Raw genomic sequence first — 20,632 nt, 5'->3', positions numbered from 1 at the left:
AAAACGGGTGGTGGGGGCGGGGTTTCGACAAGCGAAACCACCGGCTGTCCGGCGCTATTTTTGGCGCTTGTAGAACGGGAGGCCGACGACTTCGAAGGGTTCGGCCTTACCTCGAAGGTCGACTTCGAGGGAAGTTCCCGGCGCCGAATGCTCCACGTCGACGTAGGCCATGGCGATGGGGTAGCCCAGAGTGGGCGAAGGCTGGCCTGAGGTGACTTCACCGACGGTGGCGCCGTCTTTCAGGACCGGGTAGTGCGCGCGGCCGGCCCGGCGTCCCTGGCCCTTGAGCCCAACGAGGCGGCGGCCGGAGGTGCTGCCTGCACCGGCTTCCTTCTTGGCTGCCAGCGCGGCCTTCCCGACAAAGTCGCCTTCCTTGGACAGCGCGACGACGGCGCCCAGGCCGGCGGCGAACGGGTCGCCGTCCAGCGAGAGTTCGTTGCCGTAGAGCGGCATTCCCGCTTCGAGGCGGAGGGAGTCGCGGGAAGCGAGCCCTGCGGGGGTGAGCTGGCCCTCGTCGGCAATGGCGATCAGCGCCTGCCAGAGGCCCGGGGCGTCCCCGTTGTCCACGAAGATCTCGAAGCCGTCCTCGCCGGTGTACCCGGTCCGGGCCAGCAGCAGGTGCAGGCCCGCACCGCCCACCAGGAAGGGGACCTCGACGGCGGCGTAGTACTTCAGCCCTGTCACCAGGGAATGCCGGGCTGCCGGAACCAGCCGCAGCAGGATCGATTCTGCTGCCGGGCCTTGGACGGCGATCAGTGACGTGCGGGCTGAGGCGTCCTCCACCTTCACGTCGAACCGGGCGGCACGTTCCTGCAATGCTGCCGCGACGGTGTCTGCGTTTCCTGCGTTGGGGACCACCAGGAAGACGTCGGTGCCGTCCGGCGCTGCCGGCCGGCGGTAGGTAATGAGGTCGTCGATGATGCCGCCGTCTTCGTTGCAGATCAGCGAGTACTTTGCCTTGCCCACGGCCATGGCGGAGATCTTGCCCACCAGGGCGTAGTCCAGGAACGCGGCGGCCTCGGGGCCGGTGACCCAGACTTCTCCCATGTGGGAGAGGTCGAACAGCCCGGCGGCCTTGCGGACGGCGTGGTGTTCGGCCAGTTCGGAGCTGTACTTCAGCGGCATCTGCCAGCCGCCAAAGTCCGTAAAGGAGGCGCCGAGCTTTTTGTGCTCGTCGTAGAGCGCGGTGTACTTCTCAGTCATTGAAAGTCCTTTGGGAGCGATGGTTGAGCTGGTCGAAACCGGGTGCCGGCCGGCTCAACCACCGGAGCGGTCTAGTTCTCGAACTCGGCTGTGCTGTCCTCGAACGCTTCGAGGGGCGGGCAGGAGCAGATGAGGTTGCGGTCGCCGGCGGCGCCGTCGATCCGGCCGACGGGCGGGAAGTACTTGTCCTGCTTGTGGCGGGCCGGGAACGCTGCCTGCTCCCGCGGGTAGGCGCGGTCCCAGTCAGAGCTGACGACGGCGGCGGCCGTGTGGGGTGCGTGGCGCAGGGGTGAGTCGGTGACGGCGAAGTCGCCGTTGGCCACCTGGTCAATTTCCTTGCGGATGGTGATCATGGCCTCGATGAAGCGGTCGATCTCGGCGAGGTCCTCGGACTCGGTGGGTTCCACCATGAGGGTGCCCGCGACGGGGAAGGACAGGGTGGGGGCGTGGAACCCGAAGTCGATCAGCCGTTTGGCCACGTCCTCGGCCGTGACCCCGGTCCGTGCGGTAAGTTCGCGCAGGTCCAGGATGCACTCGTGCGCCACCAGCCCGCCCTCACCGGTGTACAGGACCGGGAAGTACTCGTTCAGGCGGGACGCGACATAGTTCGCGGCCAGCAGCGCGGACTTGGTGGCCTCGGTCAGGCCCTGCCCGCCCATCAGCTTCACGTACGCCCACGAAATCGGCAGCACCCCGGCCGAACCGAACCTGGACGCGGAGATCGCGACTCCGTGGCCGTGTTCGTGGGCGGCCTTGTTCGCGTCGCCGGGCATGAACGGTGCCAGGTGGGCTTTCGCGGCAACGGGCCCGACGCCGGGTCCCCCGCCGCCGTGCGGGATGCAGAAGGTCTTATGCAGGTTCAGGTGCGAGACGTCCCCGCCGAACCGGCCCGGCTGGGCCAGGCCCACCAGGGCGTTCAGGTTGGCCCCGTCGATGTAGACCTGGCCGCCGGCGTCGTGGACAGCGTCGCAGACTTCGCGGACATCCCCGTCGTAGACGCCGTGGGTGGAGGGGTAGGTGATCATGATGGCCGACAGGACATCCTTGTTCGCCTCGATCTTGGCCGTCAGGTCCTCGTGGTCGATCGTGCCGTCCGGGGCGGTGGCCACGACGACGACCTTCATGCCGGCGAGGACGGCGGAGGCGGCGTTGGTGCCGTGCGCCGAGGCTGGGATCAGGCAGACGGTGCGCTGCTGCTCGCCGCGGGAGTGGTGGTAGCCGCGGATCGCGAGCAGGCCGGCGAGTTCGCCCTGGGAGCCGGCGTTGGGCTGGATGGAGACCTGGTCATACCCGGTGATCTCGGCCAGGTCCGCCTCCAGGCCGGTGATGAGTTCGCGCCAGCCCTCGGTCTGGGAGTCCGGGGCGAACGGGTGGATCGAGGCGAACTCCGGCCACGAAATGGCCTCCATCTCAGCCGTCGCGTTCAACTTCATCGTGCACGAACCCAACGGAATCATCGTCCGGTCCAGCGCCAGGTCACGGTCCGAGAGCTTCCGAATGTAACGCAGCAGCTGGGTTTCAGACCGGTGCGTATTGAACACCGGATGCTGCAGGTAGTCGGAGGAACGCTCGACGGCGTCGTGCAGTTCGAAGCCCTGGGCCTCGCTGTGTCCCTCGGCAACCGGGGCGCCGAAGACGTCGGCGACCTGCGCGACGATGGCCGGCGTCGTGGTTTCGTCGAGGGAGATGCCTACGGTGTCGGCGTCGATGGGCCGCAGGTTGATGCCGCGAGCCTCGGCGTCGGAAATCACTGCTGACGCACGGCCGGCAACACGGACCGTCAGGGTGTCGAAGAAGGAAGTGTGCAGGACATCCAGGCCGGCGGCCTTGAGCGCCGCGGCGAGGGTACGGGCGTGGCCATGCGCCGTTTCCGCGATCGCCTTCAGCCCGTCCGGGCCGTGGTACACCGCGTACATGGACGCAACGATGGCCAGCAGCGCCTGGGCCGTGCAGATATTGGACGTGGCCTTCTCGCGTCGGATGTGCTGCTCGCGGGTTTGCAAAGCCAGGCGGTAAGCGGGAACGCCGGCATCGTCCTTGGACACCCCAACCAGGCGGCCGGGCAGGGAACGTTCCAGGCCCTTGCGGACCGCCATGTAGGCGGCGTGCGGCCCCCCAAAGAACAACGGCACACCAAAACGCTGGGCCGAGCCAACGGCAATGTCCGCGCCCTGCTCGCCCGGAGGGGTGATCAGTGTCAGGGCCAGCAGGTCCGCAGCCACGGTGACCAGCGCGCCCCGGTCCTTGGCAGCGGCGATCACATCAGACTGGTCCCACACCCGGCCGGAGGCCCCGGGCTGCTGCAGCACGACGCCGTTGATGGCACCCTCCGGCAGGCCCTTGGACAGGTCCGCGACCTCCACCTCGAAGCCGAGCGCCTCCGCCCGGCCCCTGACAATAGCGATGGTCTGCGGAAGAACGTCGATGTCCAGGACCGTCTTGCCCTCCTTCGCTGCCGCGGACTTGTTGGCGCGGCGCATCAGGAGCACGGCCTCGGCCACGGCGGTGGCTTCATCCAGCAGCGAGGCGTTGGCGATGGGCAGTCCCACCAGGTCCTGCACCATGGTCTGGAAGTTCAGCAGTGCCTCGAGCCGGCCCTGCGAGATTTCCGGCTGGTACGGGGTGTAGGCGGTGTACCAGGCCGGGGATTCCAGGATGTTGCGGCGGATCACCGGCGGCGTCACGGTGTCGTAGTAGCCCTGGCCGATCATCTGGACTGCCGTCTTGTTCTTCGCGGCAAGCTTGCGCAGCTCGGCCAGGACCTCCACCTCGCTGAGGGCGTCCTGGAGGCGAAGGGCAGATTCCTGACGGATGACCTTGGGGACGGCGGTGTCAACCAGTGAGTCGACAGTGTCGTAGCCAACGGCTTTGAGCATGGTATCGACGTCGGCCTGGCGGCGCGCACCGATATGGCGGTCGACGAAAGTGGTGGAGGCTGGGCTAACCGGCACGAAGGAACTCCATTTACTCAGGCGGCGCAGGGTACGCCACAGCGATTCGGGTTCCTCCCCGCTCTGTATTGGACCTGAGAGTTTCCGCGGTGCCTGCCTGGCAGGACCCGCTTGCACCGTCGGTGAGCACACCGGCTCCGAATCCCCGATTGGGGGTCATGGGAACCGCCTGCTGCTTTCCAGAGGCGCCTCGCCGCGGCGGTACGGGGGCCTGCGAGATTCCTGGGGAGGATTTGCTCCTACGGCGCCTGCCTGTACACCGGCAGAACTCTCCCGCCGCAGATCAAAGGCTATTCACTTGTAAACCAGCCATGTGCTGGATCATGCGGGCCGGTGACAGCCCTCACAACATTCCATTGTCCTATGCCGCAACCCTTCCCGGCAAATGGCGGAGGCTACCTGCGAAGCCGCTCAAGGGCCGCCAGGAGTTCCTCCACGTCAGCCGCCGCTCCCCCTTGCGGCGCCGGGCCCACGGACAACATGGCGTTGAAATACAGCCCGTCCCCCATATACAAGACCGCTTTGGCCAGCCCCGGCCCCACGTCGGCCGCGATCTCGTCCAGCCACCGCTGCTGGATGGCCGCGAAACGGCGCCGCGTTTCCTGGTGCGCCACTTCCGCCAGCCTGGTGGCGGCAACGATGGCCCGGTCCAGCGGAGTGTCCGCCCAGACGGAGGAGCGGATGAAGTAGGCCGCCGCCCCCTCGGCGGCCGCGGCCATGGCGTCGGCGTCCTCTTTGGCCAGCCCGTCCAGGCGGTCCAGCAGCACTTCGATGAGCGCTTCCTTGTTGGGGAAGTGGTACAGCAGTCCCCCCTTGGACACGCCTGCCTTTTTGGCCACCGCGTCGAGCGTGGCCGCCCGCTCCCCCACGTCGATCAAGAGGGTTTCGAAGGCGTCAAGGACCGCATCACGGGCTAAAGGCTTTCGGGGCATGCTTCCCATCATGCCTTCCGCCGGCGTCGAAAAGGGAAACGGCAAGGTTTTAAACTGTACCGTCTGGACGGTATAGTTATTTTATGACGACTTCCCCTTCGACCTCGGCGCCTGCACGCAGCGGCGGAGCGGCCGGGCGGTCCCCGCGGCGCGACTGGCTCGCACTGGGGCTGCTGATGTTCCCGGTACTGCTCGTCGCCGTGGACAATACCGCCCTGACATTCGCCCTGCCCGCCATCACCCGCGCCCTGGAACCCTCCGGCGTGCACGTGTTGTGGATTATTGACGCTTATCCACTGGTATTGGCCGGTCTCCTGGTATCGATGGGAAGCCTTGGCGACAGGATTGGGCGGCGCCGGCTGCTCATTATCGGCAGCACGGGCTTTGCCGGATTGTCCGCCGCAACGGCTTTTGCGCCCTCCGCGGAGTGGCTGATCGCCGGACGGGCCGCACTGGGGTTCTTCGGGGCGATGCTGATGCCCTCCACCTTGTCGCTGATCCGCAACATCTTCCCGGAGCCCAACCGCCGGCGGATGGCCGTCGCCATCTGGGCTGCCGGATTCTCCGGCGGCGCAGCCTTGGGGCCGATCTTCGGCGGCTGGCTGGTGGAGCATTTCTGGTGGGGCGCCGTGTTCCTGGTGGCGGTGCCCCTGATGGTTCCCCTGCTGGCACTGGGCCGAACTTTGATCCCGGAATCCAAGGACCCGTCGCCGGGAAGAGTGGACGTCCCGAGCATCCTGTTGTCCATGCTGGTGATGGTCCCCATGGTCTACGGCATCAAGGATGTTGCCACCGAAGGTCCGGGCCTGGCGGGCCTTGGCAGCATGGCGTTCGGCCTGGCGATGGGCGTGGTGTTCGTGCGGCGCCAGCACCGCCTGGAACACCCCCTGCTGGATATGTCGCTGTTCCGGAACCGGGTGTTCAGCATGGCCATCAGCGCCAACATCCTGGCCCTGTTTTCCTTCAACGGCTTCATCCTGTTCCTTGCCCAGCACCTCCAGCTCCTTGAGGGCCTGAGCCCGTCAGCGGCGGGTGTGGCGATGATTCCGGCGCTGGCAGCCACGGTGGCGGCCGGCTTGGTGGTGGTGCCGCTGGTTCGCAAGGTCCGCCCTGGGTACGTGGTGGCGGCGGGGCTGGCGTTCAGCGCCACGGGATACACCCTGGTGGCGTTTGGAAACCACGACGGCGGACCCGCGCTGCTGCTGGCAGCGCTCCTGGTCCTGGCGCTGGGCGTGGGGACGGCGGAGACCATTTCGAATGACCTCATCCTCGGCTCCGCGCCGCCGGAAAAGTCAGGGGCCGCCGCGGCGATCTCCGAAACCGGCTACGAGGTGGGCTCACTGCTGGGGACGGCCGTCCTTGGCTCCATCCTGACGGCCTCCTACCAGCACAACCTGCGCCTCCCGGCCGGATTGGATGGCATGCTCCCGGGCGCCTCGCTGCACAACGCGGGGGAAACGCTGGCCGGCGCCATGGAAGCGGCCGCCGTCCTGCCCGGTCCGCTGGCGGACGCGGTCCGGGACGCTGCGGCGGCGGCGTTCGATTCCGGCGTGCACATCACGGCGGCAATTGGGCTGGTACTGATGGCGACGGCGGCAGTCCTCGCCGCCGTCGTGCTGCGGAAGGTACCCAAGGCCACCTGACCGCACGGGGACCGCAAAGGGCGCCCGGTGCCGGATGAGTTCCGGTACCGGGCGCCCTCGTGCGGGACGCTCGGCCTACTTGGAGTCGGCAGTGGTCACCTTGGCGGTTGGCTTCATGTTTTCAGCCTGCACCATCCAGGCAAACTGCTCGAGCCGGGCGATGAACTCGTGCAAAAGGTCCGCGGAGGTGGGATCTTCCTCATCCACCTCGTCGTGGACCTTGCGCATGGTGCCCACAGCGGCTTCCATGGCGGCAACGATCCGCTCAATGGCGTCCGCAGTGCTGATCAGCCCGTCAGGGAACTGGGCCAGGCTGGTGGTTTCGGCAACGGTGGAGCTGCGGCCGTCCGGGAGGGCGTGCAGGGCGCGCATCCGCTCGGCAGTATCGTCGGCGAACTGGCGGGCAGCGTCAACAATCTCATCGAGCTGGAGGTGCAGGTCGCGGAAGTTGGTGCCCACGATGTTCCAGTGCGCCTGCTTGCCCTGGATGTGGAGTTCGATCAGGTCGGCCAGGACTGCCTGCAGGTTGTTGGTCAGTGTCGGTGAAGCTTTCATGCATCCTCCTCAAGTGGTCCAATATGGCTGACGCTACCAGCCGTGGGCTGCCCCGCGGCCGGCAATCCGGAAATTTCTCAGTGAGCTTACTAATTGAGGAAATCAGTCATATACGAATGTGGTTCATATTGCGTCTTGCATCACAGGGCCGGCACCCTCATACTAAATGAACGCCATTCATATAGTGACCTCCGTCTCACAGCCTTTCAGAAAGTGGTGCCATGACAGAGACAATCCGCACCAGTACCTCCAAATCCGGCCCCCACGCCCACGCACCGTCCACGGGCGGCGTCAGCGCCAAGGGACTCAAGGGCGGGCAGCTCGGCCTGCTGGCCGTCGTCGTCCTGGGCATTTCAACCATTGCCCCCGCCTACACGCTTACCAGCGCGCTTGGACCCACCGTCAACGAAGCCGGGCTCCAACTGCCAGTCATCTTCCTGATCGGTTTCATCCCCATGATCCTGGTCTCGCTCGCCTACCGGGAACTCAACGCCGATTCCCCGGACAGCGGCACCACCTTTACCTGGGTCACCAAAGCGTTCGGCCCCTGGATCGGCTGGATGGGTGGCTGGGGCCTGCTGGCCGCCAACATCATCGTGCTGTCCAACCTGGCCGGCGTCGCCGTCGACTTCTTCTATCTCTTCCTGTCCCAGGTCACAGGCTCCGCCGAGCTGGCAGACCTGGCGGACAACAAGGCGCTCAACGTCGTCACGTGCTTCGTATTCGTGGCACTGGCCGTCTGGGTCAGCTACCGCGGCATGCACACCACCAAAATGGTGCAGTACAGCCTGGTGGGATTCCAGCTGCTGGTGCTGGGCCTCTTCGTCGCCATGGCATTCGCCAACTGGTCCACCTCGGAGACCGCCATCCCGTTCAGCTGGGACTGGTTCGACGTCACCAAAATCGAGACCTTCGGCCAGGTTGCCGCCGGCATCTCCCTGTCGATCTTCGTGTACTGGGGCTGGGACGTCTGCCTGACGGTCAATGAGGAAACCGCCAACGGCAAAAAGACCGCCGGCGTGGCAGGCACCCTCACCGCGGTCATCGTCCTGGCCATCTACCTCCTGGTCAGCATCGCCACCATGATGTTCGCCGGCGTGGGAGATACCGGCAACGGCTTGAACAACGCCGAGAACCACGAGAACATCTTCACGGCGCTGGCCTCTCCCATCATGGGCCCGTTCGCCATCCTGATGTCCCTGGCGGTGCTCTCCAGCTCGGCCGCTTCCCTGCAGTCCACGTTCATGTCACCGTCCCGCAGCCTGCTGGCGATGGCCCACTACGGCGCCCTGCCGGAACCCTTCAGCCGGATCAGCCGGAAGTTCGCAACGCCGGGCTTCGCCACCATTGCGGCCGGCGTCGTCTCCGCCGGGTTCTACGCGGTGATGCATGTGGTCAGCGACAACGTCCTGAACGACACCATCCTGGCGCTGGGCCTGATGATCTGCTTCTACTACGGCCTCACCGCACTGGCCTGCACCTGGTATTTCCGGCACAGCCTGTTCAACAGCGTGCGCCACTTCGTGTTCAGGCTGGTCTGCCCGGTGGTGGGCGGCGTGGGGTTGTTCGTGGTCTTCGTCCAGACCGCCGTGGACAGCCTGGCGCCCGAGTTCGGCAGCGGTTCCGAGGTCTTCGGCGTGGGCCTGGTGTTCATCCTGGGCGTAGGCATCCTGGCCCTGGGCGCCGTCGTCATGCTGGTCATGTCCCGCACGCACCCGGGCTTCTTCCGCGGCGAAACGCTCAAGAAGGATACGCCCGCCCTGGTAGTCCCGGAATAGGGCGAAGCGTTCACGAAAAGGTGCCGTGCCCCCAACCGGGCACGGCACCTTTTCCGTTGTCACGGAGGGGTATTTTGGTAACGACGGCGGCCGGAGACACAGCAGCGCCGGCCGCCCCGGAGGGGCAACCGGCGCCGGGAAGAACGGGTGGGGCTCAGCCTTCGCAGTCGCGGCAGTACTTCAGGCCGTCCTTTTCGCGGGCCACCTGTGACCGGTGGCGGACCAGGAAGCAGGACGAGCAGGTGAACTCGTCGGACTGCTCGGGAACCACAATGACGGTGAGTTCCTCGTTGGACAGATCGGCGCCGGGGAGGTCGATGCCTTCAGCGGTGTCATTCTCGTCGACATCGATGACTGCGGTCTGCGCGTTGCCGCTCCGGGACGCCTGGAGGGCCTCCAGGGAGTCAGCGGGAGACTCCTCTTCCTGCTTGCGTGGAGCATCGTAATCGGTAGCCATTAGCATGTTCACTTTCGTTGCTGCACAGCGCCATTCAGGCACCTCAGTGAAGCAGTTTAGGGCATCATCCGGGCCCCGGCGCAATAGTGTGGCCAAGCAGACATTCAGTTGCGGCCGGACACCCTTCCCAGGTGTTCGGAGCGGGCATGGTCGGCGCCGACGGAGACTCCACTCAAGGCGGGAAGCCACCCCCACCGGGTGGCATCGGCCATGGCGCCGGCGGCCTCGGACTCTGATTCGCAGGTAAAGGTAGCAATGGCCCAGTCGCGGAGCCGGGTGAGCAAGGTAGCCGTCATGCCTGAAACCTACGCAGCAATTGTTGTGGCCACGTTTCGCGGCGGTCTCCCCCGGATTAATTCCGGCGCCTTCCTGCTGCTTCAGCAGGGCGGGGCCGTGCTGCTGCGCAGGATGAGCTCAGGTTCCACCACCAGCGTCCTGGGCCCTTCCGCACCGCCGAGTACCCCGAGCATCATGTCCATGCAGCGCTGGCCCAGTTCTTCGAAGTCCTGCCGGACAACGGTCAGCGGAGGGCTGAAGTATGCCGATTCGGGCTGGTCGTCGAAGCCCACCAAGGAAACGTCCGTCGGCACCTCCAAGCCTGCTTCGTTCAGGGCGCGCAGGATCCCCAATGCCATCTGGTCGTTGCCCACGAAGAGGGCCGTGGCGCGCCGGTCAGCAGCCAGCCGACGGCCAATGGCGTAGCCGCTGCCCGCACTCCAGTCTCCCTCGACCAGGAGATCCGCCTCGAGCCCGGCGGCTTCCAGGGCGGAACGCCAGCCGTCGGACCGCGCCACGGCGTCAATCCAGTCCTGTGGCCCGGCGACATGCCCGATCCGGCGGTGGCCCTGCGCTATGAGGTGCCGGACGGCCAGTTCGGCTCCCTTGCGCTGGTCCACCCGGACACCGCCAACGGCGTCATTCCCGTCGGACCCCACGGCCACTACCGGCACTCCGATAGCGAGTTCCGCCAAGGCCGCCAACGTGGCCAGGTGCGGAACAATCACGACTATCCCGTCCACCGCTTGGTCCAGGAAGTGCCTCACCGCGTCCAGGATCGTGTCCCTGGTGACTTCCCGCAGCGCAGCGACGCTGACAAAATATCCCGCGTCCCGCGCGGCCCGTTCAACTCCCAGCAAGGTGTTGGCCGGGCCGTACTGCGACAACTCGCTGCCCAGGACGCCGATGGTCTGCGAGCGCCGGGTGACCAGGCTGCGTGCTGCTGTATTGCGGCGGTAGCCGAGTTCGGCAATCGCCGCTTCCACCTTGTGCCGGGTCTCCTTGCTGACGTTGGTGTGCTTGTTGACCACCCGCGAGACGGTTTGGTGCGAGACCCCTGCCAGCCCCGCCACGTCCTCAAGCCTTGGCAGCCGCCGCCGGGGCCGGTAGCCGGGCTGCGCCACGGAATCAGATCCCGCCGGCGAGTTTGTAGTAGGCGGCGTTCCAGTTCAGGTCCTTCTTGAACTGGCGGATGGTGGTGCCCTCGTCGATGGTCAGGAGTTCGGTCTTGGCGATCTCGGCGAAGTCCTCGAACACCTCCATGCCCACCTGGGTGGAGAGCACGGTGTGGTGGGCGGCGCCGGCCGTGAGCCAGGCGGCGGCGGACGTGGCGAAGTCCGGCTTCGGCTGCCAGAGCGCGCGGGCCACGGGGAGGTTGGGCAGCGGCTGGTCCAGGGGAACCACGTCGACGGCGTTGGCCACCAGGCGGAAGCGGTCGCGCATGTCGGACAGGGCGACGACGACGCCCGGGGAGGCATCGGCGTCGAACACCAGCCGGACCGGGTCCTCTTTGCCGCCGATGCCCAGCGGGTGGATTTCCAGGCGCGGCTTCGACGCCGTGAGCGAGGGGCAGACCTCCAGCATGTGGGCGCCCAGGATCTTCTCCGCGCCCGGTTCCAGGTGGTACGTGTAGTCCTCCATCAGGGAGGCGCCGCCGGGCAGGCCGGCACCCATCACCTTCGCGGCGCGCACCAGGATGGCGGTCTTCCAGTCCCCTTCGGCGCCAAAGCCGTACCCGGCGGCCATGAGCCGCTGGACCGCGAGGCCGGGCAGTTGGCGGAGGGACCCCAGGTCTTCGAAGGAGGTGGTAAACGCGGCGGAGCCATTGGCTTCGAGGAAGCTGCGCAGGCCCAGTTCGATCCGGGCGCCGTACCGCAGCGATTCATGCCTGGCCGCGCCTGCGCGGAGCTCCGGCACCACGTCGTACAGGTCCTCGTACTCGGCCACCAGGGCGTCGACGTCGGCCTCCGCCGCGCCGTGCACGGCGTCCGCGAGCTCGTTGACGGACCACGTGTTCACCGCGACGCCGAAGCGCAGCTCGGCCTCGGTCTTGTCACCTTCGGTGACGGCGACGTTGCGCATGTTGTCGCCGAAGCGGGTGAGCTTCAGGGTGCGGACGGCGGCCCAGCCGGCGGCCGCGCGCTGCCAGGAACCCACTTGGCGGGCGACCTCGGGGTTGGAGACGTGCCCGACGACGGTCTTCCGGGCGATGCCGAGGCGGGACTGGATGTACCCGAACTCCCGGTCCCCGTGCGCGGCTTGGTTCAGGTTCATGAAGTCGAAGTCGATGTCCGCCCAGGGCAGGTCGCGGTTGGCCTGGGTGTGCAGGTGCAGCAGTGGCTTGCGCAGCAGGTCCAGGCCGGAGATCCACATCTTGGCAGGGCTGAAGGTGTGCATCCAAGCCGTCACGCCGATGACTGAGTCATCGGCGTTCGCTTCCAGCGCGGTCCGGCGGATGGCATCCGAATCGGTCAGGACCGGCTTCCAGACGATCCGCACCGGGACCGCGGAACTGGCGTTCAGCTGGTTCGCGATCTCCTGGGACTGGGCGGCCACCTGTTTGAGGACTTCCTCCCCGTACAGGTGCTGGCTGCCGGTGAGGAACCAGACCTCGTAGCCGTCCAGGCTGGTGTTTGCTGCGGTGTTCATGCGTACTCCTGTTAAAGGTTTGGGGATTACTGCCCGTAGACGTTCTGGTAGCGGGCGTAGAGCGAGTCGATATGGCCTGCGTCGATCGGGAGGGGTTCACCGAGCTGCCGCGAGATATGGACAGTGCGGGCCACTTCCTCGCACATCACGGCGGCCTTCACGGCGGAACGGGCGTCCTTGCCGATGGTGAAGGGGCCGTGGTTCTGCATCAGGACCGCCGGTGAGTTCGAGTTTTTCAGCGTCTCCACAATGCCGTGGCCGATCGAATCGTCGCCGATCAGCGCGAACGGGCCCACCGGGATGGAACCGCCGAACTCATCCCCCATCATGGTGAGCACACAGGGGATGGCCTCACCCCGCGCAGCCCACGCGGTGGCATACGTCGAGTGCGTGTGCACCACCCCGCCCACCTCGGGCATGTGCCGGTACACATAGGCGTGCGCGGCAGTATCCGAGGACGGCGACAGGGCCGGGTTGCCCCAATCGACCGTGCCGCCGCCACCCACATTGGTGCCCCTCACCGGCGTGCCGTGCAGGTCGGTCACGACCATTTGCTCCGGGGTCAGGTCCTGGTAGCTGACGCCGGACGGCTTGATGACCATCAGGTCGGTGCCGGGCACCCGGGCCGAGACGTTGCCCGCAGTCCACACCACCAGTTCATAGCGGGTTAGCTCTGCGTGCAGGGCGCATACGTCTTCCCGGATCCGGGCGATGGTTTCCAGGATTGCGGCTTCGGTTCCCTGCCGGACGCTCATGCGGACACCTCCACGACAGAGTGGACGGCGGACCCGGTACCGGGCAGCACCGTACTGGCGGCCCGTCGCTGGATGGCCTTAAGCCGGTGCATCACGTCGTTGCTGCCCCGGCCAAAGTAGTCATGGAGGGTTTTGTACTCCTGGAAGAGTTCCTCGTATGCGGCCACGTTTTCCGGGATTGGAGTGTAGACCTCCCCGGGTTCGGCGCCCATGGCCGCTGCAGCCTGGCGGATATCCGCATAGTGGCCGGCCGCGACGGCGGCGTGAATCGCCGACCCCAGGGCCGGGCCCTGTTCCGAGCCGATAGTGGAAAGCTGCAGGCCGGTGGCATCTGCGTAGATCTGCATCAGGAGCCTGTTCTTGAGCAGGCCGCCGGCCACGATGAATTCCTTGACCGGAACCCCGGCGTCGCGGAAGGCGTCCACGATGGTGCGGGTTCCAAAGGCTGTGGCTTCCAGAAGCGCCCGGTAGGTGTCCTCGGGCCTGGTGGCGAGCGTCTGGCCCACCACGATGCCGGAGAGCTCGTGGTCCACCAGGACCGACCGGTTGCCGGAATGCCAGTCCAGGCCTATCAGCCCGTGCTCCCCGATGGCCTGCCGCGAGGCCAGTTCGGTGAGGTATTCGTGGATCCCCAGACCGGCAGCTTCGGCCGCCTGGTGGTATTCGGGCGGGACTCCGTATTTCGTGAACCAGCCGAAGATGTCTCCCACGCCCGACTGGCCCGCCTCGTAGCCCCACAGGCCGGGAACGATGCCGCCGTCAACGGCCCCGCACATTCCCGGCACTTCACGCAGTTCCGTGCCGTTCATGACGTGGCAGGTGGAGGTGCCCATGATGGCCACCAGCTGGCCCGGTTCCACCGCCTTCGCTGCCGGGGCCGTCACATGGGCGTCAACGTTTCCCACCGCCACGGCGATGCCCTCCGGCAACCCGGTCCAGGCTGCAGCCTCCGCCGTCAGGGTCCCTGCGGCGTCCCCCAGCCGGCCGATGGTGTGCTCGAGTTTGGAGCTGACGAAGTCCTTGAACTCCGGGTTCAGGGCGGCCAGGAAATCCTCCGAGGGGTAGCGCCCGTCCTGGTAGATGCCCTTGTAGCCGGCCGTGCAGGCATTGCGGACATACCTGCCGCACAGCTGCCAGACGATCCAGTCCGCCGCCTCCACCCAGCGGTCCATTGCGGCGTAGGCTTCGGGGTCCTCTTCCAGCAGCTGCAGCCCCTTGGCGAATTCCCACTCCGAGGAAATCAGCCCCCCATACCTGGGAAGCCAGTCCTCGCCGCGTTCGGCGGCGAGCCGGTTGATCCGGTCGGCCTGCCCCTGCGCCGCGTGGTGGCGCCACAACTTCACGTACGCGTGCGGCCGGTTGGCATAGCCCGGCAGTTCGTTCAGCGGGGTGCCGTCGGCCATGACAGGCACCATGGTGCAGGCGGTGAAGTCCGTGGCAATCCCGACGACGGCCGCCGGGTCGATCCCGGCGTCGGCCACCGCTGCCGGGACGGCAGTGCGAAGCACCTCCCGGTAGTCGTTGGGCACCTGAAGCGCCCACTCCCCGGGAAGCCGCGCGCCGTCGTCGCCCGCTGTGTCACGTGGCAGGACGTCGGTGACCACCGCGTGCGGATACGCATGGACCGCACTCCCAAGTTCCTTGCCGTCGCGGACACGCACCACCACGGCACGGCCGGAAAGGGTTCCGTAATCCACGCCGACGACGCAGAGGTCAGGGTTGGAACTGAAGGATGTATCTGGCATTCGGTTGCCTCCGCCCGGGAGGCAGGGGCCTCATTGCCGGGGTTGTCTAGGGGTCACGGTCGAGCTAAGCGCTGCAGCAAGTGTGAACGCTAACAAAGCAGAAGTCAATGAAATTCAAGCAGGTTCATGCACTTGATAGCCGCCTCTTGTTAGCGTTCACAAATCAGTCTATATTGAACCGACACATCAACAATGTGGCCAGGACCAGGGAGCATCGCTGCTGCCTCGTCCAATAACACTTCGCGGCAGTGCTGCCGCGGAAGGAGAAAATGGTGAGAATCAAAAAAATCGTGGGCGCGGTGGCCCTTGTCCTCGCGCTGACGGTGGGCGCCACCGGTTGCGGCTCACGTGGCACGGCAACCGAATCCAGCGGCGCGGCGAAGCCCGCCGACTCGCTGGTTGGGATCTCGATGCCCACGCAGACATCCGAGCGTTGGATTGCCGATGGCGCCAACGTCGAGAAGTCGCTCAAGGACCTTGGCTACAAGACAGACCTCCAGTTCGCCAATGACGACATCCCCACCCAGGTCTCGCAGATCGAAAACATGCTGACCAAAGGCGCCAAGTCGCTGATCATCGCCGCCATTGACGGCACCACCCTGACCGATGTCCTGGCCAAGGCCAAGGAGCAGAACGTCAAAGTGATCGCGTACGACCGCCTCATCAACGGCACCCCGAACGTGGACTACTACACCACATTCGACAACTACACGGTGGGCGTCCAGCAGGCCACCTCGCTGCTGACCGGCCTGGGGCTCCTTGACGCCAGTGGCAAGAAAGTGGACGGCAAGGGTCCGTTCAACGTCGAACTCTTCGCCGGAAGCCCTGACGACAACAACGCCAACTTCTTCTGGACCGGCGCCATGGACACCCTCAAGCCGTACATGGATGCCGGCACCCTGAAGGTCCCCAGCGGCCAGACCAAGTTTGAACAGGCCGCGATCCTCCGCTGGCAAGCACCCGTGGCGCAGAAGCGCATGGAGGATATCCTCACGTCCGCCTACAGCTCAGGTACCAAGCTGAACGGCGTCCTGTCCCCCTATGACGGACTGTCCATCGGCATCATCTCGGCCCTCACCAGCACCGGCGGCTACGCCAAGGGAAGCCTGCCGGTCGTCACGGGCCAGGATGCCGAGAAGGGCTCCGTGAAGTCCATCGTTGCCGGCGAGCAGTACTCCACCATCTTCAAGGACACCCGGCAGCTCGGCGCCCAGGCGGTCAAGATGGTGGACGCCGTCCTCAAGGGCCAGGAACCGGAAACCAATGACACCACGACCTACAACAACAAGGTCAAGGTTGTCCCCGCTTACCTGCTGAAGTCCGTGATCATCACCAAGGACAACTACAAGAAGGAACTGATCGACTCGGGTTACTACACCGACGCCGACGTCAAGTAGACAGCCGGGGGCTGCGGCCGGCCGTCCGGCCGCAGCCCCTCCCGCAACCTCCTGCAGCAGCAGGAAGGCCAAGATTCGACCAGTCAGTGGGAATTGACGATGAACACACCCATTCTTCAGATGCGAGGAATCACAAAGACGTTCCCGGGCGTGAAGGCGCTGCAGGATGTCACCCTTGATGTGAACCGTGGAGAAGTCCATGCCATCTGCGGTGAGAACGGCGCCGGCAAATCAACGCTCATGAAGGTGTTGTCCGGCGTATACGCGCACAACACGTTCGACGGGGAAATCCTGTTCGAAAACGAACCCTGCAATTTCGCCAGCATCTCGGACAGCGAGAAGCGGGGCATCGTGATCATCCACCAGGAACTCGCGCTGAGCCCGTACCTTTCCATCGCCGAGAACATCTACCTCGGCAACGAACAGGCCACCAAGGGATGGGTGGACTGGCGGAAGACCAACCTGGAGGCAGCAAAACTGCTGGCCCGCGTGGGACTCGATGAAAACCCCGTCACCCCGGTACAGCACATCAGCGTGGGCAAGCAGCAACTCGTGGAAATCGCCAAAGCGCTGTCCAAGGAAGTGAAGCTGCTCATCCTGGACGAGCCCACGGCAGCCCTCAACGATGAGGACTCCGGCCACCTGCTGGACCTGATCCTCCACTTGAAGGGCCAAGGCGTCACCAGCATCATCATCAGCCATAAGCTCAACGAGATCCGCAAGGTGGCAGACGCTGTCACCATCATCCGCGATGGCAAGACCATTGAGACCCTTCGGCTCGATGAAGGCCAGATCACCCAAGAGCGGATCATCCGCGGCATGGTGGGCCGTGACCTTGAGAGCCTCTACCCGGAACGCGAGCCGAACATCGGCGCGGAAGTCCTCCGGATCGAAGACTGGTCCGTCCGCCACCCGCAGGACCACGCCCGCATGGTAGTCAGCAACGCCAACCTGCACGTCAGGAAGGGCGAAGTCGTGGGCCTTGCCGGGCTCATGGGCGCCGGCCGGACGGAACTGGCCATGAGCGTGTTTGGCCGCACTTACGGCACGGCCACCTCAGGCAAGGTTTACAAGTACGGCGAGGAGATCAATACGTCCACCGTCTCGGACGCGATCAGGCACGGCATTGCCTACGCCACGGAGGACCGCAAGCACTACGGCCTGAACCTGATCGAGGACATCAAGCGCAATATCTCGCTGGCATCGCTGCGCAAGCTCGCGAAGCGCGGATTCGTCGACAAAAACCAGGAGACCGTGGTAGCTAACGGCTACCGCACCAGCATGAACATCAAGGCACCCTCCGTCGCCGCCATCACCGGGAAGCTCTCCGGCGGCAACCAGCAGAAGGTGGTCCTGAGCAAGTGGATGTTCTCCGACCCGGACGTCCTCATCCTTGATGAACCCACCCGAGGCATCGACGTCGGCGCCAAGTATGAGATCTACACGATCATTGCCAGGCTCGCGGCCGAAGGAAAGGCCGTCATCGTCATTTCCTCGGAACTTCCCGAGCTTCTGGGTATCTGCGACCGCATCTACACCCTCGCCGCCGGCCATGTCACCGGTGAAGTGCCCATCGCCGAGGCCACCCAGGAATCACTGATGCATTACATGACCAAAGAGAAGGAATAGCGAAATGTCAGCCCTAAGAGAGTCGCTCGGATTCCTCACAAGCCGCCTCCGCCAAGTTGGCATCTTCGTCGCCCTGATCCTGATCGTCCTCCTGTTCCAAGGACTCACCGGCGGGATCCTGCTCGAGCCGCAGAATGTCACCAACCTGGTGGTCCAAAACAGTTACATCCTCATCCTGGCCATCGGCATGGTGATGGTGATCATCGCAGGCCACATCGACCTGTCCGTCGGCTCCGTGGCGGGATTCATCGGTGCCGTCGCCGGCGTCATGATCGTGCACTGGGGCTGGCCATGGTGGGCCGCAATCCCTGCGTGCCTGCTGGTCGGCGCGCTCGTCGGGGCCTGGCAAGGGTACTGGATCGCATACGTGGGAATCCCGGCCTTCATCGTCACGCTCGCAGGCATGCTGATCTTCCGCGGCCTGACGCTCATCACCCTGAAGAACCAGCAGATCACGCCGTTCCCTGCGGAGCTGCGGGCCCTGGGCGGAGGCTTCCTCCCGGACATCTCCGGCGGCACGTCAGTACTGGAATGGCTCACGGTCATCCTTGGCGTGGGCGCCACCGTGGCACTCCTGATCCAGGCCCTAAAGGAACGCCGCATCCGCAAGAAGTTCGATCTCGAAAGCGAGCCTCTGGTCTGGTTCGTCATCAAAACCGCTTTCACCGCGTTGCTGATGCTCATCATCACCTTCCTGCTGGCGTCCTACCGGGGCACGCCGATCGTCCTGGTGGTCCTGGCTGTCCTGGTGATCGCGTACACGGCACTGATGAACAACAGCGTGTTTGGCCGGCACACCTATGCAATCGGCGGCAACCTGCATGCAGCTGAGCTGTCCGGAATCAAGACCAAGGCCGTGACGTTCCGACTCTTCGTGAACATGGGCGTCCTCGCAGCTTTGGCGGGCCTGGTCTTCACGGCCCGGCTCAACTCGGCCCAACCGGCAGGCGGAACCGGATTCGAACTCGATTCGATCGCTGCGGCGTTCATTGGCGGTGCGGCCGTCACCGGCGGCATCGGCACCGTTGCCGGGGCTATGATCGGCGGACTCATCATGGGTGTGCTCAACAACGGCATGTCCATCCTGGGCCTGGGCACGGACTACCAGCAGCTGATCAAGGGCCTGGTGCTCCTGATCGCCGTCGGTTTCGACATTTTCAACAAGAACCGCAGCGGCGGCGGCAGCGACATTGGAAGACGGTTCAGGCTGAAGACCACTCCTCCGCCCACCGCGGAGAAATTGACGCCGGTGGCCAGCGAACAGGTGGAGGCCGGCGTCAAGTAATACCGGCTTCTGCCACCGGCAGGAAGCTCTTTGAAGGCCCCTGGCCACGGACGCATACCGTCCGTGGCCAGGGGCCTTCGCTGCATGTCGTCCGGTGTGTGCTTCCCAACCTGGTCAGGGCGCGGCCGGCAGGCCCGCTCCGGCATCGGCCGGCGAGCGCCGGCGCCGGCTCAGCAGGATGAATGGTGCCGCCAGCAACTGCACGACCCCGCTCATGGCCAAGGAGGCAGGGTAGCCGTAAAGGTCCGCCGCCCTGCCAAGAAGCGGTTGCACCACCACCCCGCCGCTTGAGCCCATGAGCGAAGCGAAGCTGAGGACGGTGGCCCGCTGCTGGGAGGCGATCATGTCATTGAGGTAGGCCTGGCGGACCGGGGTGCCGGCGGAAGCCACCACTGCCCAGAGGGCCAAAAGCACCAGCGCCAGCCAAAAGACGTTGGTTGCCAGCAGCACCACCAAAACCACCGAGCTGATGATGTTGGAGCCGATCAGCACGGTGGTGCGCCGGTGCACCAACTTCCGGACCTGCGGCGCCAGCCAGCCGCCCACGATGTCGGCCCCGGCCACAATGGCTGCGGCCAGGCCCGCAATGGCGTAGGCCCTCGGATCGCCGAACAGTTGCAGCAGGTAGGGCTGGAGGGCATAGAAGACGTAAAAGCCCACGCCTTCGGTAAAGGGCGCGGCCAGCATCATGTACCTCACGGGCGGATTCCTCAGCCCGCCGTCGAGCGAAGCCCGGAGGACTGCCCGGGTGGCTTGCAACGGGTGGGCCGAGCGCTCGGGCGTGAAGCCGACGTCGTGCATGAGAAGGAACGCAACGGCAAACATAGCCACCAGGACCGCGACGCGCAGCAGGAACGGCACCCCCAGGTTGGTGGCCTGCGCGATCACCCCGCCTGCCACCGAACCGCCCAGCATGGCGATGCCGGAAACCATCTGGCCGCGGCCCAGGACCGCTTCGAGGGTGCCCTCGTAGCCGGTGAAGTGCAGGGCATCCACCAGCCAGGCCTCCACCGCGCCGGAGAAGAAGGTAAAACCGAGCCCCAGCAGCGCCGAAACGGCCGCCCACCACCAGAACGGCGCGTGCAACTGCCAGAGCAGGTAGTAAAGGAAGGTGGACCCGGCCAGGGTGACAGTGCCCAGCAGGAACGACACCCGCCGCCCCCAGCTGTCCGCGACCACCCCGGTGGGTACTTCGAAGAGCACCATGCCTGCCGTGAAGAAGGCGTTCGCGGCGAAGGCCTCAAAGTTGTTCAAGCCCGCATCGAGCAGGAACAGTGTGTTGATGCCCCAGATAAAGGACGCCGCGAGGGTGTTGCCCAGCGTCAACGTCAGGTAGATGTTTTGGATTTTTCGTGTAGCGGCGTTCACGGGCGGCCG

The 20,632-nt window shown here is 65.5% G+C and carries 16 protein-coding genes and 1 riboswitch; of the genes, 5 read left to right on the top strand and 11 right to left on the bottom strand.

The window, feature by feature from the left end:
- Positions 1 to 54: 54 nt before the first annotated feature.
- From gcvT to C563_RS0111085, 3 genes are all read right to left on the bottom strand, one after another.
- Positions 55 to 1,203, bottom strand: coding sequence for a glycine cleavage system aminomethyltransferase GcvT (gcvT, locus tag C563_RS0111095; protein WP_018762124.1), 1,149 nt, complete (start codon positions 1,201 to 1,203; stop codon positions 55 to 57).
- A 71-nt stretch (positions 1,204 to 1,274) separates the two neighbouring features.
- Positions 1,275 to 4,154 carry an aminomethyl-transferring glycine dehydrogenase gene (gene gcvP, locus C563_RS0111090; RefSeq protein WP_018762123.1) on the bottom strand — a complete coding sequence of 960 codons (2,880 nt, stop codon included), beginning with the start codon at positions 4,152 to 4,154 and terminating at the stop codon, positions 1,275 to 1,277.
- A gap of 189 nt (positions 4,155 to 4,343) precedes the next feature.
- Positions 4,344 to 4,440, bottom strand: a riboswitch (glycine riboswitch).
- Positions 4,441 to 4,549: 109 nt separating this feature from the next.
- Positions 4,550 to 5,086, bottom strand: coding sequence for a TetR/AcrR family transcriptional regulator (locus tag C563_RS0111085; RefSeq protein ID WP_026264685.1), 537 nt, complete (start codon positions 5,084 to 5,086; stop codon positions 4,550 to 4,552).
- An 83-nt stretch (positions 5,087 to 5,169) separates the two neighbouring features.
- On the opposite strand from C563_RS0111085, the gene C563_RS0111080 reads away from it, so the two are divergent.
- The gene (locus C563_RS0111080; RefSeq protein ID WP_026264684.1) at positions 5,170 to 6,729 is read left to right on the top strand and encodes an MFS transporter; all 1,560 of its coding nucleotides are present in this window, start codon (positions 5,170 to 5,172) and stop codon (positions 6,727 to 6,729) included.
- Between the two features lie 75 nt (positions 6,730 to 6,804).
- Here the strand turns inward: C563_RS0111080 and C563_RS0111075 are convergent, their stop codons facing one another.
- On the bottom strand, positions 6,805 to 7,284 hold the full coding sequence (locus tag C563_RS0111075) for a Dps family protein (RefSeq protein ID WP_018762120.1): 480 nt from the start codon (positions 7,282 to 7,284) through the stop codon (positions 6,805 to 6,807).
- Between the two features lie 221 nt (positions 7,285 to 7,505).
- Between C563_RS0111075 and C563_RS0111070 the strand changes: the two genes are divergently transcribed.
- On the top strand, positions 7,506 to 9,062 hold the full coding sequence (locus C563_RS0111070; protein ID WP_018762119.1) for an APC family permease: 1,557 nt from the start codon (positions 7,506 to 7,508) through the stop codon (positions 9,060 to 9,062).
- A 154-nt stretch (positions 9,063 to 9,216) separates the two neighbouring features.
- Here the strand turns inward: C563_RS0111070 and C563_RS0111065 are convergent, their stop codons facing one another.
- The 6 genes from C563_RS0111065 to araB all read right to left on the bottom strand — a co-directional run bounded on the left by C563_RS0111065 (position 9,217) and on the right by araB (position 14,944).
- Positions 9,217 to 9,519, bottom strand: a complete 303-nt coding sequence (locus C563_RS0111065) for a DUF4193 domain-containing protein (protein WP_018762118.1) — start codon at positions 9,517 to 9,519, stop codon at positions 9,217 to 9,219.
- A 104-nt stretch (positions 9,520 to 9,623) separates the two neighbouring features.
- Positions 9,624 to 9,815: a hypothetical protein gene (locus tag C563_RS0111060; protein ID WP_018762117.1), complete on the bottom strand. Its 192-nt coding sequence runs from the start codon at positions 9,813 to 9,815 to the stop codon at positions 9,624 to 9,626.
- An 81-nt stretch (positions 9,816 to 9,896) separates the two neighbouring features.
- Complete coding sequence (locus C563_RS0111055; RefSeq protein ID WP_231369877.1) at positions 9,897 to 10,919, bottom strand: LacI family DNA-binding transcriptional regulator; 1,023 nt, start codon at positions 10,917 to 10,919, stop codon at positions 9,897 to 9,899.
- Positions 10,920 to 10,923: 4 nt separating this feature from the next.
- Positions 10,924 to 12,444, bottom strand: coding sequence for an L-arabinose isomerase (araA, locus tag C563_RS0111050; RefSeq protein ID WP_018762115.1), 1,521 nt, complete (start codon positions 12,442 to 12,444; stop codon positions 10,924 to 10,926).
- Positions 12,445 to 12,470: 26 nt separating this feature from the next.
- A complete protein-coding gene (locus C563_RS0111045) occupies positions 12,471 to 13,199 on the bottom strand; it encodes an L-ribulose-5-phosphate 4-epimerase (RefSeq protein WP_018762114.1) in 729 nt (242 codons plus the stop codon).
- The gene (gene araB, locus C563_RS0111040; RefSeq protein WP_018762113.1) at positions 13,196 to 14,944 is read right to left on the bottom strand and encodes a ribulokinase; all 1,749 of its coding nucleotides are present in this window, start codon (positions 14,942 to 14,944) and stop codon (positions 13,196 to 13,198) included. The genes C563_RS0111045 and araB overlap by 4 nt, the downstream gene beginning before the upstream one ends.
- Positions 14,945 to 15,213: 269 nt before the next feature.
- Here araB and chvE point away from each other — a divergent pair, with 269 nt between their 5' ends.
- The 3 genes from chvE (at position 15,214) to mmsB (ending at position 19,255) form a co-directional block, all read left to right on the top strand.
- The gene (chvE, locus tag C563_RS0111035) at positions 15,214 to 16,341 is read left to right on the top strand and encodes a multiple monosaccharide ABC transporter substrate-binding protein (protein ID WP_018762112.1); all 1,128 of its coding nucleotides are present in this window, start codon (positions 15,214 to 15,216) and stop codon (positions 16,339 to 16,341) included.
- Between the two features lie 99 nt (positions 16,342 to 16,440).
- Positions 16,441 to 17,970: a multiple monosaccharide ABC transporter ATP-binding protein gene (mmsA, locus tag C563_RS0111030; protein WP_018762111.1), complete on the top strand. Its 1,530-nt coding sequence runs from the start codon at positions 16,441 to 16,443 to the stop codon at positions 17,968 to 17,970.
- A gap of 4 nt (positions 17,971 to 17,974) precedes the next feature.
- Complete coding sequence (gene mmsB / locus C563_RS0111025) at positions 17,975 to 19,255, top strand: multiple monosaccharide ABC transporter permease (RefSeq protein ID WP_018762110.1); 1,281 nt, start codon at positions 17,975 to 17,977, stop codon at positions 19,253 to 19,255.
- Positions 19,256 to 19,369: 114 nt separating this feature from the next.
- Here the strand turns inward: mmsB and C563_RS0111020 are convergent, their stop codons facing one another.
- The gene (locus C563_RS0111020; RefSeq protein ID WP_018762109.1) at positions 19,370 to 20,623 is read right to left on the bottom strand and encodes an MFS transporter; all 1,254 of its coding nucleotides are present in this window, start codon (positions 20,621 to 20,623) and stop codon (positions 19,370 to 19,372) included.
- Positions 20,624 to 20,632 lie beyond the last annotated feature (9 nt).

Origin of the sequence: Arthrobacter sp. 135MFCol5.1 (genome assembly GCF_000374865.1) — a bacterium.
GTDB lineage: Bacteria > Actinomycetota > Actinomycetes > Actinomycetales > Micrococcaceae > Arthrobacter.
Note: the sequence above shows the minus strand (reverse complement) of the source record. Positions and strands in the feature narration are given on the sequence as shown.